The organism is Ancylobacter sp. 3268, from assembly GCF_031456575.1.
In the GTDB taxonomy this organism is placed as follows: Bacteria; Pseudomonadota; Alphaproteobacteria; order Rhizobiales; family Xanthobacteraceae; genus Ancylobacter.
Window position 1 is genome coordinate 28,683 of record NZ_JAVDUX010000016.1, and the last position, 12,233, is coordinate 40,915.

Annotated in this window: 13 protein-coding genes; 7 read left to right on the plus strand and 6 right to left on the minus strand. The window is 63.1% G+C overall.

Going from position 1 to position 12,233, the window contains the following annotated elements:
• Positions 1–103: 103 nt before the first annotated feature.
• Both J2X65_RS20555 and J2X65_RS20560 read left to right on the plus strand, forming a co-directional pair.
• Complete coding sequence (locus J2X65_RS20555; RefSeq protein WP_310205027.1) at positions 104–715, plus strand: DUF6088 family protein; 612 nt, start codon at positions 104–106, stop codon at positions 713–715.
• Between the two features lie 797 nt (positions 716–1,512).
• Positions 1,513–2,130 (plus strand): DUF4172 domain-containing protein, encoded by a 618-nt coding sequence (locus J2X65_RS20560; RefSeq protein ID WP_310205030.1) that lies wholly within the window; start codon positions 1,513–1,515, stop codon positions 2,128–2,130.
• On the opposite strand, the gene J2X65_RS20565 is transcribed toward J2X65_RS20560, so the two are convergent.
• Positions 2,106–2,798, minus strand: coding sequence for a TetR/AcrR family transcriptional regulator (locus J2X65_RS20565; protein WP_310205033.1), 693 nt, complete (start codon positions 2,796–2,798; stop codon positions 2,106–2,108). The two genes, J2X65_RS20560 and J2X65_RS20565, sit on opposite strands and share 25 nt — an antisense overlap.
• 70 nt (positions 2,799–2,868) lie before the next feature.
• On the opposite strand from J2X65_RS20565, the gene J2X65_RS20570 reads away from it, so the two are divergent.
• Positions 2,869–3,606: an SDR family NAD(P)-dependent oxidoreductase gene (locus J2X65_RS20570; protein ID WP_404977770.1), complete on the plus strand. Its 738-nt coding sequence runs from the start codon at positions 2,869–2,871 to the stop codon at positions 3,604–3,606.
• Between the two features lie 24 nt (positions 3,607–3,630).
• Here the strand turns inward: J2X65_RS20570 and J2X65_RS20575 are convergent, their stop codons facing one another.
• From J2X65_RS20575 to J2X65_RS20585, 3 genes are read right to left on the minus strand one after another with little or no spacing between them, the layout of a single operon-like run.
• Positions 3,631–4,275 (minus strand): intradiol ring-cleavage dioxygenase, encoded by a 645-nt coding sequence (locus J2X65_RS20575; RefSeq protein ID WP_310205339.1) that lies wholly within the window; start codon positions 4,273–4,275, stop codon positions 3,631–3,633.
• A 49-nt stretch (positions 4,276–4,324) separates the two neighbouring features.
• A complete protein-coding gene (locus tag J2X65_RS20580; RefSeq protein WP_310205036.1) occupies positions 4,325–5,407 on the minus strand; it encodes an aldo/keto reductase in 1,083 nt (360 codons plus the stop codon).
• A gap of 23 nt (positions 5,408–5,430) precedes the next feature.
• Complete coding sequence (locus tag J2X65_RS20585) at positions 5,431–6,423, minus strand: MBL fold metallo-hydrolase (RefSeq protein WP_310205038.1); 993 nt, start codon at positions 6,421–6,423, stop codon at positions 5,431–5,433.
• Positions 6,424–6,738: 315 nt separating this feature from the next.
• Here J2X65_RS20585 and J2X65_RS20590 point away from each other — a divergent pair, with 315 nt between their 5' ends.
• The gene (locus tag J2X65_RS20590; protein ID WP_310205041.1) at positions 6,739–7,638 is read left to right on the plus strand and encodes a LysR family transcriptional regulator; all 900 of its coding nucleotides are present in this window, start codon (positions 6,739–6,741) and stop codon (positions 7,636–7,638) included.
• A 64-nt stretch (positions 7,639–7,702) separates the two neighbouring features.
• Here the strand turns inward: J2X65_RS20590 and J2X65_RS20595 are convergent, their stop codons facing one another.
• Positions 7,703–8,077, minus strand: a complete 375-nt coding sequence (locus J2X65_RS20595; RefSeq protein WP_310205045.1) for a helix-turn-helix domain-containing protein — start codon at positions 8,075–8,077, stop codon at positions 7,703–7,705.
• Between the two features lie 89 nt (positions 8,078–8,166).
• Between J2X65_RS20595 and J2X65_RS20600 the strand changes: the two genes are divergently transcribed.
• From J2X65_RS20600 to J2X65_RS20610, 3 genes are all read left to right on the plus strand, one after another.
• Positions 8,167–8,742 (plus strand): NAD(P)H-dependent oxidoreductase, encoded by a 576-nt coding sequence (locus tag J2X65_RS20600; RefSeq protein ID WP_310205049.1) that lies wholly within the window; start codon positions 8,167–8,169, stop codon positions 8,740–8,742.
• A 184-nt stretch (positions 8,743–8,926) separates the two neighbouring features.
• Positions 8,927–9,880 carry an AraC family transcriptional regulator ligand-binding domain-containing protein gene (locus tag J2X65_RS20605; protein ID WP_310205052.1) on the plus strand — a complete coding sequence of 318 codons (954 nt, stop codon included), beginning with the start codon at positions 8,927–8,929 and terminating at the stop codon, positions 9,878–9,880.
• A complete protein-coding gene (locus tag J2X65_RS20610) occupies positions 9,877–10,911 on the plus strand; it encodes an aldehyde reductase (protein ID WP_310205054.1) in 1,035 nt (344 codons plus the stop codon). The genes J2X65_RS20605 and J2X65_RS20610 overlap by 4 nt, the downstream gene beginning before the upstream one ends.
• 291 nt (positions 10,912–11,202) lie before the next feature.
• Here the strand turns inward: J2X65_RS20610 and J2X65_RS20615 are convergent, their stop codons facing one another.
• Positions 11,203–12,219, minus strand: coding sequence for an alpha/beta fold hydrolase (locus tag J2X65_RS20615; RefSeq protein ID WP_310205057.1), 1,017 nt, complete (start codon positions 12,217–12,219; stop codon positions 11,203–11,205).
• Positions 12,220–12,233 lie beyond the last annotated feature (14 nt).

The following is a 12,233-nucleotide window of genomic DNA, read 5'->3' on the forward strand; positions in this document are numbered from 1 at the left end:
GACGGCAGGTGGTCGGATGACGTTAGACATCGATCGCGCATGGCGGTCGCCGCACTGTTGAGAAGTGTCAGAAACCTGCATATATTTCTGACAGAGAGTGGCGATGCCGAGATTGACAGAACAGATCATGACACATGCGGGAGGATTGCCCGAGGGCACTCCTGTCTCCGCCAAAGGCCTGCTCCATCTCGGCAAACGTGCAGCTGTGGACCAGGCGCTGGCGCGTCTTGCCGAGAGAGGCCGGCTGATCCGAGCGGGCCGGGGTGTGTATGTTAGCTCCGTCACCGGTCGGTACGGCACGAGGGCTCCTTCGATCGAGCAGGCAGTCCACGCATTTGCAAGGCAACGAGGCGAAATCATTGTTCCGAATGGCGCTGCCGCAGCCAACATCCTCGGCCTTTCTACGCAGGTGCCAGTCCGGTCGGTCTATCTTACCTCGGGGCGTTCGCGATCCATGAGTTTCGGCAGGCAGGTGGTCGAGCTTCGACACGCCCCACGCTGGCAACTCGCCCTTGCGGACCGACCGGCTGGCACCGCGATCAGGGCGTTGGCCTGGCTGGGACCGGAGAGCGCGGATACTGCCTCGAGAACATTGAAGCGCACGCTCTCGCCGCCCGACTTCAGCGAACTCGTGTCAGCCGCGCCGCAGTTGCCAACCTGGCTTGCCCAGGCCATTGGGAAGGCCGCATACGGCAGATGCCCTTCTCAACCGTGATGCAGGATCAAAACAGCTGGCGCTCTCGATAGATGGCGAAGGGTACGTTTCTCGAAAACGCCGAAATTTCCCAATGAAATCAACAGCCAGCCTTTCGAGACGGTACAGCTGACGGTAGTCTTTGAGAGTGATATTTTTTACGTGAGCAATTTCAACGTGTTAGCAATAATGCGAACAATCGAGTGGGAGTGATTCTAGCTAGCCAGACGCCGCCGATTGCCGCCGATCACTCTCCGTAACACACTGAAAAAAAGAGATTCTATCCTCGGTCTTTCGCCGTCAATCGCCGGGCAAGCCTCGCGATCGACGGCGGAACTGACGATATGGGGTGTTTTGTGACATCGCGGAATTGCATATGCCGTCAGGGCTTAGAGAGCTTGTGACGGTATTTTTTTACCTTATTCCCTTGAGAATAAAGGAAAATTCACCGTTTGGGTTGGCCGATTTTGGCCTGACGGTACTTTAGGGGGCTCTGGCCGGTGTCTGGCTCATCGTCCAGCCTTACCGTCTGCGATCCCGCCGTTCCATGTGTTCATGCCAGACCTCCTTTAATGTGACCGGGTCAGCGACTTGGCTGCGTTCCCGGCGTCTGACGAACCATGGCGAATGATTGGCCGCCGCTAGCGTGCCGCATTCGCGTTCACTCGCGCACGGCACCCCAGCCAATCGGCGCGTAAGGGTGCGGTGATTAGGGGGGGCTAATCGCCGGATATCGTGCGGTGATGATGCTTGCTCTTTGCGGCGGATGGCGGCCACCTTCGCCGCGAAAGGCGCGGTGATTATGAAGTATCCATAGTTTGACTGACTGGGCGGATCTGTACTGGAGCGATGAGAAGCTCGTCCAGCGCCTCGCGTCCGTGCGACATCGACAGGGGCGGCTGATCGGCCGCATGGAGGCACTTGGCTTCCCGCTTCGCGAGGAAGTCGTCCATGTGCTGACCGAAGACGTTCTGAAGTCCAGCGAGATCGAAGGCGAGGTGCTTGACCGGGAACAGGTCCGTTCCTCGATCGCCCGCCGCCTCGGCATGGATATTGCCGGCCTGGTCTCCGCCGATCGCCATGTCGAAGGCGTCGTGGAAATGATGCTCGATGCCACGCAAAACTATAAGCAGCCATTGACCGCGGAGCGGCTGTTCGGCTGGCACGCGGCGCTCTTCCCCGCGGGACGAAGCGGCATGAGCCGTATCGCCGTGGGCGCTTGGCGCACCCCCGAAGCCGGTATCGCGTCCTTTGCTCGACCGGTTGAGCCTCAAGGCGACCTATTTGGGGCGGTACCTTCGCAAATGTGCCTCTGTCTGCCGTCTATCGCATTCAGTGTCGCAAGGTCCGCTGGCTCCATGACACGACCGCGGACAGTCCCTGACGTAATAAGCCCGCGCTGCAGGGAGGATCAGGCCTTGTCCTGTGCCCCTTGATCAATCGTGGCCGTGATTTGGTCCCAGCCGGCCAGAGCGATTTCCGCGACGGCCGCGAGTTCGGCGCGATCCGCCCCGTCACGGGCGCGTATCGCCATGCCGCTTTGTAGGGTCTGCACGAACCTCGCCAGCTTGGTTGTGTCTGCAGTGGCCAGGAGGTCCCCGTCGCCTTTTGCTTTGTCGAAGCGAGCCTTGAGGAGATCGAAGCCACCCGCGCGGGTGGCTCGCATGAACTCAGCGAGGTCGGAATGTCCTTCGCTGCCCACCGTGGCGAGCGTCGCCATGCACCCATGCGGCAGATCGCAATCTCCGCCTGTCATGGCCACGGCGGAATCCTGGAGAAATGCGAGAGCCGCCTCCCGCGCGGTCGCAGCCTTGCGGAAACGGGTCCAAACCAATCCCTCATAGGTCGTGTAATAGTATTTGAGCGCTTCTGCGTAGAGCGCGTCCTTCGAGCCGAAGGCTGCATAGAGGCTCTTTGTCCCGATCGCCATGGCATACGTCAGATCGGCGATCGAGGTCGCCTCGTATCCCCTGATCCAGAACAGCCTTGTCGCGGCCGCGAGGGCGGCCACGCGATCAAATTCCCGCGGCCGACCGCGCGTGCGGGGAGCCGACGTCGAACAAGCTGGCGGTGTTGCAGCCTTATTGTGCATCGAACACTGCATAAATCAGTTGACCGCGCGCAGCAATAGATCTACCGATTTATGCATCGATCACTGCATAAAGGAAACGGTTGTGGAATTGCTTGGGAAGCGCGCGCTCGTGAATGGCGGCTCGCGGGGTATTGGAGCCGCGATCGCTGTTGCGCTCGCAAATAACGGCGCTGATGTCGCCTTCACCTATCACCGCTCGGCGGATCGGGCGGCGGCGGTGGTCCGGTCGGTCGAGGAGAAAGGCCGGCGCGGGCTTGCCATCCAAGCCGACAGCGCCGACCCGGAAGCCATCCGCCGCGCCGTCACCGAGACGGTCGATACCCTTGGAGGGCTCGACATTCTGGTGAATAGCGCGGGCATCGCAACGGCTGGAATGACAACGGACCTGGCATTGGCCGACTTACAAGCCATGCTTGATGTCAATGTTCGCGCCCCAGTCCTCTTCGCCCAGGCGGCGATCCCGCACCTGACGTCAGGCGGGCGCATCGTATCCATTGGCTCCGCGCTTGCCGAGCGTGTGCCTTTCCCGGGAGTGACGGCTTACGCCATGTCGAAGTCGGCCCTGCTGTCGTTCACGCGGGGCCTTTCGCGTGAACTCGGCCCTCAGGGCATTACCGTGAATCTTGTTCTGCCCGGATCGACCGACACGGACATGAACCCGGCCGATGGCGAGAATGCCGACCATCAGCGGAGCCTCACCTCGCTCGGCCGATTTGCGGAGCCCCGTGAGATCGCCAGCGCCGTAGCCTTTCTTGCCGGTCCCGCAGCCAGCCTGATTACCGGGGCGGTTCTCAATGTGGACGCCGGCTTCAGCGCCTGACGCCAGCACTGCATCACGGGCTGGTCATTGGGCACGCTGCGGTGACGCGGGCGTAGGCTCGGCGACTGGCCCCATTACCTTCGGCCACACCACGAAGTCGAAACGGCCGAACCGTCCGTCACCGGTTTGCTTTATGTCGAGGAGCAGTGTCTCGTGAAAGAGTCCATCTCCGACGTTTCGCGGCTCTTCGGGAAAGTAGAGCTGGGTTGTGAGGATGCGGCCGCCCGGACGTTGGACCTTGAAATGGAAGTGGCGCGTTCGGCCGGGATAAAGCGCGGGCACGATAGTGCTGAACCACCAGCGTCCTTGCACATCGGTGAACTGGTGCCCGCGCAGACGGAAACCGACGCTGTCATAGTCGCCGTTTTCGTCGGCATGCCAGATCTCTACAAGGCTTCCGGCGAGCGGCCGGCAGTGCCTGTCGAGGACAAATCCGACAACCGTTATTCGTTCGCCGTCGGGGGCGTCTGTATGGAGTTCCCGGTTTCGCGGCGAGTTCGGCCTGAAGAACGGACCGGCCTCCCGCTCCAGCGTGACGTCATCTGCATCATGGCACTCCGGAGTCAAAGGGAGCTCGGAACCCGCCTGCGCGAATGCCCTGGTGTCGGCGGCTTGGATCAGTGGCAACGTCAGAAATGTGGTCAGGAAGGAGCGTCGGCTTGAGGGCAAGATCAGTCTCCAGCTCTTGATCGCCGCGGCGCTGAAGGGACGCGAAGGATCATTGCAGGCGTCGTACGGCATTGGCCTGCGCCGCGCGGATCAGGCCGGCATACATATTCTCCTTGCCGGGGTACCAAGGCATGGTGCCGATGGAGCCAAAGCTAGGGATTGTCTCCATATGCGAAACCATGCGGGCGCGCATGCGCGTGTCGGGAAGCGGGCCGGTCATCGCCTGGACATTGTCGCTCATGTGGTCGGGGTTGGAGGTGCCGCACAGCACGGTCGTGACGGCCGGGTGCGCCATGACCCATTTCAGGAAGAACTGCGCCCAGCTGGTCGCGCCGAACTCCTGCGCGAAGCCCGGCAATGGCTGTCCCTCGACCACCTTCATCAGGCGAGCCTTCTCGAGCGGCAGGTTGATGAGCACGCCGACGCCCTTGTCGGCAGCCGCCGGGAGCAGGCGGCGCTCGGCGTCGCGGTTGAAGATCGAATAATTGGTCTGGACGAAATCCACATCGTCGCGCTCCACGATGGTTGTCAACTGGTCCTGCGCTGCCGATTCGTGGTGGGTCACGCCCACATGGCGTATGAGGCCTTCCTGCTTCCACGCCTTCATCAGCGGGATGATGACAGGCGCATTGGTGATGCTGTGGCATTGCATGAGATTGATCGTGTCACGCCAGGTGCGCAGCCGCGACTGCCGAAAGCTCTCCTCGGCGTGGCTTTCATCACCGAGATATTCTCCGGTGGCCCAGACCTTGTTGGCGAGGAACATCCCGTCCGATCCCGCATATTCGCCCATGAACTGACCGACGCTGACCTCGGCCGAGCCGTAGAGCGGCGAGGTGTCGACGACACGGCCGCCCGCGGCGACATATCGCTCGAAGACCTGCCGGAGACCGTCGCGGCGCGCGCCGGGCTTTAGATCGAAGGTCAGAAAGGTGCCGAGTCCGAGAGCCGTGAGCCGCTCGCCGGTACGCGGCAAGGCGCGGGTCAGCACATCCGGGCTGGATGCGGAGGTGGGCGAGGCCGTTCCTGTCCCCTGGGCCTGAGCCGCCGTTTGGGTGGCGAGGCCGAACCCCGTCGCTGCGGCGCCCAGCGTGCCGAGGAAGCCGCGTCGGTTGATCTTCGTCCGGTCCATGAGATCCTCCTTCATCCTGAGCGTCAGAACTGCCAATTGGCGGGCACCCAGGCGTAGGCGCCATCGGTCTCGAGCAGTCGGCCGAGGCCAGGGAAAGGAAAATGGAAGCCGAGCACCGGAATGCGGTCGGCGGCGGCCCTGTCGAAGATCCGCCGCCGGGAGGCGAGGGCCGACTCCTTGTCGCGGTCTGGGCCCGGAACCCAGGGCCTGTCCACGTTGACGACCGGATGATAGGCGAGGTCTGCCGTCAACAGCAGCTGATCGTTGCCGGAATGGACGAGAAACGTCGCCATGCCCGGCGTGTGGCCGGACGCGGCAATCGTCGTGAGGCCGGGCACGATCTCTCCGCCGGCTTGGTAGAGGGTGAGATCCTTCTGCACCGGCTCAAGGCTGTCCTTGATGGCAGCCGCGAAGCGCACGCGGAAATCCTGCGGGACCGGCATGTAGGAGAGATCCGGGTCGGTGCGGACAAAGAAATCCCAGTCCGCCTTCGGCACGAAGACCGTGGCGCGTGGGAAGGCTTTGCCGCCGTCGGCGGTTCGGAGATTGCCCACGTGATCGGGATGAGTGTGCGAGATGACGATCGCGTCAATATCGGCAGGACCAAGCCCGATCGCCGCCAGGTTTTCAAAGAGACGGCCGCCATTCGGTCCCATCGTCTTGCCCGCACCGGCCTCGATCAGGATCCGTCGCCCGCCGGTTTCGATCAGCAGCGTGTTGAGGTTGAGCGTCATGTGGCCGGTGGGAAGAAAGGCGCGCCGCAGCACGGCCTGGAGCTCCGCCTCGGGCGCATCGCTCGCATAGACGCGCGGGGGGCCGCCAATGACGCCGTCGCTCAGGACCGTCGCCCGGATGTCGCCGACACGGAAGCGGTAGCAGCCGGAATTGCCGCTCGGCGACGATGGGGCCTGGGCCTTCGCGCCACCGGACCCGCTAATGGCCGGGACGACCAGGCTTGATGCGCCTGCGACGGCGGACAGCATGATGGCGCGGCGGTTGAGGGTGAAGGCATTCATCGATCTTCCCTTTTGCTTGGGGCACGCCGCTCGTTCCGGCGTCGGCGCCGTAGGAGAGCCGGCGAGTGAAGCAAGCGGTGCGCGGCAGTTACCCTTGCGGCAACCATGACATAGGGCTATTCAATCGATAAGATGCGCAATTATGATCGGCTTGATTAGTTCAGCTTCTCAATGAACCTGATCCAGCCCAACAGCTGCGATGTGTCCGTTTCCATCGTCCGTTTTGGCTGCTTTCACGATGCGGAGCGTGTATGTCGCGGATATTGGTGATGTAAGGTCCTCAAGTCGGGATCGTATGGTGAAGATCAATCACGAATGATCCGTCCGAGCCTGAACGATCTGGGCGCTTTCGCAGCGGTGGCCAACCACAGGAGTTTCCGCCGGGCGGCCGATGTCATGGGCGTCTCGCGATCCGCGCTCAGCCACGCAATCATCGCTCTGGAGGGCAAGCTTGGCGTCCGGCTGTTCAACCGAACGACGCGCAGTGTGTCACTCACCCAGGCCGGTGCAAGCCTGCTCGCGCGCCTCGACCCGGTTCTTCAGGATCTTGATCGGGCGCTCGACATCCTGTCGGAAGAGCGCGGAAATCCCAGCGGCACGCTACGTATCAATGCGAATAAGAGCGGTGCTCGCATCCTGCTCGCAGGCGTCGTGCCGCGATTTCTCGATCTCTATCCCGATGTCGAACTCGATCTGGTGTCTGAGGGGAAGCTCGTCGACATCGTGGAACAGGGTTTCGATGCCGGCGTGCGCCTGCTGGAGGCCGTCCCGCGCGACATGGTCGCGGTGAAGTTCGGGGGCGACGTGCGTTTCATCGCCGTGGCCGCGCCGTCCTATCTTGAGGGCATCGTGTCTCCGAAGACGCCCGACGACCTGCAGGCGCATCGCTGTATCCGTCAACGTTTGCCCAGCGGAAAGCGCTATCGCTGGGAGTTTGCCAGGCGCGGCGCCGAGATCGCGGTCGACGTCCCGGGCAATCTCACCCTCGACGACAATGATCTTCTCGTGCAGGCGGCGGCGGACGGGCGCGGCATCGCCTATGTCCCCGAGCCCTTCGCCCGAACTTTTCTAGGATCGGGCCGACTTGTGACCGTTCTCGACGACTGGTGTCCACCGACGCCCGGCCTGGCGCTCTACTACCCGCGCAGCCGGCATGTACCGTCGCCGCTCCGTGCCTTCATCGGCGTGTTGAAGCAGTGGGACGGTAACCGATGACCCCGCGAAGGCGAAGGGCTCTATGATGCCGCAGGGCGAACTTCAGGTTTCAGTCCCCGCAAGCTCATGATGTTCGATGACGATCATATCGTTGCCGATTGCCCTCGATCTCCTCCAAATGCTCGCTCGCCCAGATGCCCAGCGCGCGGAGCGGTTTAGCCAGAGATTGGCCGAGATCGGTAAGAGCATACTCGACCTGAGGCGGGACAGTGGGGTGGACAGTCCGGCTGACCGTGCCGTCGCGCTCAAGAGCCTTGAGCGTCCGGGTGAGCATCTGCTGCGAGATGCCCCCGATGGTGCGTTTGATGTCGTTGAATCGGCGCGGGTGGTCGATAAGCACCATGACGATCATCACAGTCCACTTGTCGCCAACGATTGTCAGAACTTCACTCAGCTTGCGGCAGTGCGAACTCATTCCGGCGGTGGCGGGCATATGCATGTGACCTGGTCCTACAAATCTGCGTTCTTGGCGAAGGCCTGATAGTCACATAACTGGATGTGGTCACAAATCCAGACCGGAGACCGCAGTTGAAAATCCTACATCTCGATTCCAGCATCCTGGGCGACAACTCTGTCAGCCGGGCGATATCGGCGGCGATCGTCGATCAGTTCCTCGCCAGGGAGCCGCACGCTGAGATTACCTATCGTGATCTCGCTGCAGAGCCGCCCGCCCACCTTACCTTGGACACTTGGTCGACACTCGATCAAGGCCCCGACGTGCGCCAGTTTCTGGATTCGGACGTCGTGGTGATCGGCGCCGGCTTCTACAACTTCACAATCCCAACCCAGTTGAAGGCGTGGATCGACAGGGTCGCCGTCCGTGGAAAGACCTTTAGCTATGACGAGAACGGCGTCGTAGGATTGGCCGCCAATAAGCGGGTCATCATCGGTTTGGCGCGCGGCAACGTCTACGGCGAGGCCTCGCCGTTCCAGTCGTTTGAGCATGCCGAGACCTTGATGCGCTCAATTTTCACCTTCCTCGGTGCGAAACCCGAGTTCATCATTGCCGAAGGGATCGGGCGAGGTGAGGAGGCAAGGCGATCGGCGCTAAGCGCCGCCCTGACGCAGGCCCGTGGCGTTGCCCAGCCCGCAACGCCGGCTTGAAAGCTCCTGCGACGAAGCCGGCAATTTGGAGCCATAGGCTGGCGGACTGCAAATGCGGAAGGCGCCGGGCGCGTGATCGATTGGCGCGATCGGATTTGTTGCGAATGTCCGACCTGCTTATGTTTCGACGATGCGAAGCCCATCTACCTTTTCGCTGTCGACCGGTGTCCTGTCGAAGCTCGCCATGCCCATCGAACGCTTGTGCTTGCGGGCGGGCGTGGCGACGTCGAAGGCGTGGGTGACGAGCGATTTCTTCCGCATCTGGGCGGCGGCCGAGGAGGAATTTCATGACCCCGGCGCAGGCCTTCGCTTTGGTGACGAAGGGATAGCGCGTGGCTACGGAGTGGCGGCGATCGTCGCCTTGCACGCGCCCGACTTTCGCAGCGCGCTCGCTGCGCTCTCCCGGTACAAGAGCCTGACCTGCCCCGAATTTGTGGAGGTAGAGGTCAAGGGCGGCGAAGCCGCCGTTCGTTACCGCTGGCTCCAGGCGACCGGACCGGTCCCACGCCTGCTCGTCGACATGACGATGGCCTCGCTGCATCAGCTCGCCAGGCGAGGCAGCGGCGGAAAGGTCACGCCGATACGGCTCGAACTGACGCGGCGCCCGATCGACGAGGAGCTTCTGAGAAGCCACTTCGGATGCCCGATCGTCTTCGGCGCCGCGAGTGACGCGATGGTGTTCGATCGCGCGGCGCTCGACGTTCCGTTTCTCACCGCGGACGGTACCGCCTTTGCTCAGGTCCTGGACGGCCTGGAGCGGCGCATCCGCCAAGGAGAGGGCTTTCACGCTTTTGTGGGCGAGGTACGCGTCGCCATCGCGCGGCAATTGAGCGACGGGCGCCGGCTGAGCGTCACAGCGGTGGCGGGGCGCCTCAATTTAAGCTCGCGCACGCTTCAACGCCGGCTCCACGAACTCGGGACCAGCTTTCAAGAACAGCTCGCGGAGGTGAGGCGGACCACCGCCAGTCGTTTGCTGGTCGCCACCGACCTCGATGCGGTCGCGATTTCCATGCTGGTCGGCTTCGTCGAACCCAATTCATTTGTTCGGGCCTTCCGCCGCTGGGAGCGGACAACCCCGGCGCGCTGGCGCAACCGGCTGGCAGACGATCATCGCGTTCACAAAGGCAACCCGTCATGATTCCGCAGCGCGTTCTCGTAACCGGCGGTTCCGGTTTCATTGCCGGGCATTGTATCCTCCAGCTTCTGGAGCAAGGCCATCTCGTGCGCTCCACCATCAGGTCGCTGGGCAAGGAAGCGGCGGCGCGCGGCGTCCTCCAGGACGCGGGTATGGTTCACTCCAACGGGCTGAGTTTCGTCGCGGCCGATCTGCTGCGTGACGACGGCTGGGCGGAGGCCGTCGCCGGCGTGGATTTCGTCCTTCATGTCGCCTCGCCGGTCCAGCCCGGGAGGGTCGCGAACGAGGACGAGGTGATCGTCCCCGCGCGCGAAGGCACGCTGCGCGTCTTGCGCGCGGCACGCAACGCGGGGGTAAAGCGTGTCGTTCTCACCTCCGCCTTCCACGCCGTGAGCTGGGGGCATCCGCATAGCGATCATGTGTTCACCGAAGCCGACTGGACGATTCTCGATGGACCCGGCGTCGATGCCTACGGCAAGAGCAAGACCCTGGCCGAACGTGCGGCCTGGGATTTCATCGCCGCTGAGGGCGGTGGCCTGGAACTGACCACGATGTTGCCGGTCGCGGTCATGGGGCCGGTGATGGGCAAGGACGTATCCGGCGCAAACCACATCGTCCAGCGCATGCTCGACGGCGCGATGCCGGTGGTGCCGAACCTGTTCATCCCTGTGGTCGATGTCCGCGACGTGGCCAGCGCGCATGTCATGGCGATGACCAACCCGCATGCGGCCGGTGAGCGATTCCTACTCTCCAACGGCCGAGCGCTCAGCCTTAAGGAGATCGGCGCCATCATCAGGGCCGCGCTTGGGGATGCGGCCAAGCGGGTCCCGATGCGCGCACTCCCCGACTTCGTGGTACGCATCGCCGCGCGTTTCAATGCCGAGATGCGTCCCTTCGTTCCCGACCTCGGCTACGCCAAGAAGACCTCGAACGACAAGGCGCGGCGAGTGCTCGGCTGGACGCCGCGCGAGCCTCGCGAGGCGATCGTCGCTGCGGCGATTTCCATGGTCGGCATGACTCGCCTGGTTCTTTAGAAAGTCAGAGACGTTTTCACCGATCGGGTCGATTCTATCGCATCGGATCCGTCTCTGAAACGCCGAACCAGTTCTGTGGCGAGGCTCGAAGGGCCTTTCATCATTTCGTCCGGCGCTACCATCCCGGCAGCCACCGGCAATTTACGGATCGTCTCGCCGCTTTCCTTGATGCCTATAACATCCGAACACCCTACACGGCCTCACGCCCGACGAGGCCATCTGCAAGGCATGGGCAGCCGAACCCGAACGCTTCGGGCTCAATCCCGACCACTCGCCCTCGGGATTGGACAGCTAGGAATCCTCGAGCAGGTCTCTTACCGCGTCCGCTATCTGTTCCATTTCCTTTGGGAAACGCCCCGGCCCGCCGGCGCAATGGCCATAGGGCGAGCGGATCGGCCGGAGCTCGGCTCTGGCGAGAAGACCCGCTTCGATGCGGTTCTCCTCCAGCGTGAAGTAGCGATCCTCGTCGCAGGGCATCGCGATGCAGCGGGCCCGCACGGCGCCAAGCGCGCCTGCAAGGTCGCCGCCATGGCCGGGCAAGGTCGCGATGTCAGCGGTCATCCAGGTGACGAGCGTCGCGTTTAGATCGGCGGCGTGCCAGCTCAGGTGATCCTCTTCCCAGAAGGCGAGGAAATCCTCCAGCGTGGCGAAACCTGCCACCTTGTAGAGCTCGTCCCTATAGAAGGCCGGGGAAAACGCCCAGCCGGCATAGCTTCGTCCGAAGGCCCGCAGCCCCATCTCCGGCACGCTCTCGCATGCGCCGCCGGCGAAGGCCGGATCCGCTGCCAGAATCGATCTCAGGCCCTCGAGAAAGACGCGGTTCTGCGGCCAGCAGCGCGAGGCGCCGCACACCGGCAGGATCGCATCAACCGCGTCCGGGTACATCGCCGCCCAGAAATAGGCCTGGATCGCCGCCAGCGACCATCCATAGACCAGCCTTATCCGGCGGATACCGAGCGCGGCGACCAGCCGGTGCTGCGCCGCCACATTGTCGACGACGTCGATACGCGGAAATGCGGCACGCCTACCGGGCGTGTCCAGCTGGCTGGGCGAGGTGGCGTTGCCGTTTCCGAACAGATCGATGGCGACGATGAAATAGCGGGTGGGATCGAACGCCCGGCCGACGCCGATCATCGGGAGATGGGAGGCGCTTGTCCCGGTATAGTAGGAAGGCAGCAGCACCACATTGTCGGCGGCCGCGTTGAGGGCTCCCCAGCACCGGTAGGTAAGGCGCGCATCGGCCAGCACGCCGCCCGATACCAGCCGGAGATCGCCGAGCGGAAATGTCTGCAAGGGGGGAGCTATCATGCGTCCATCCCGGT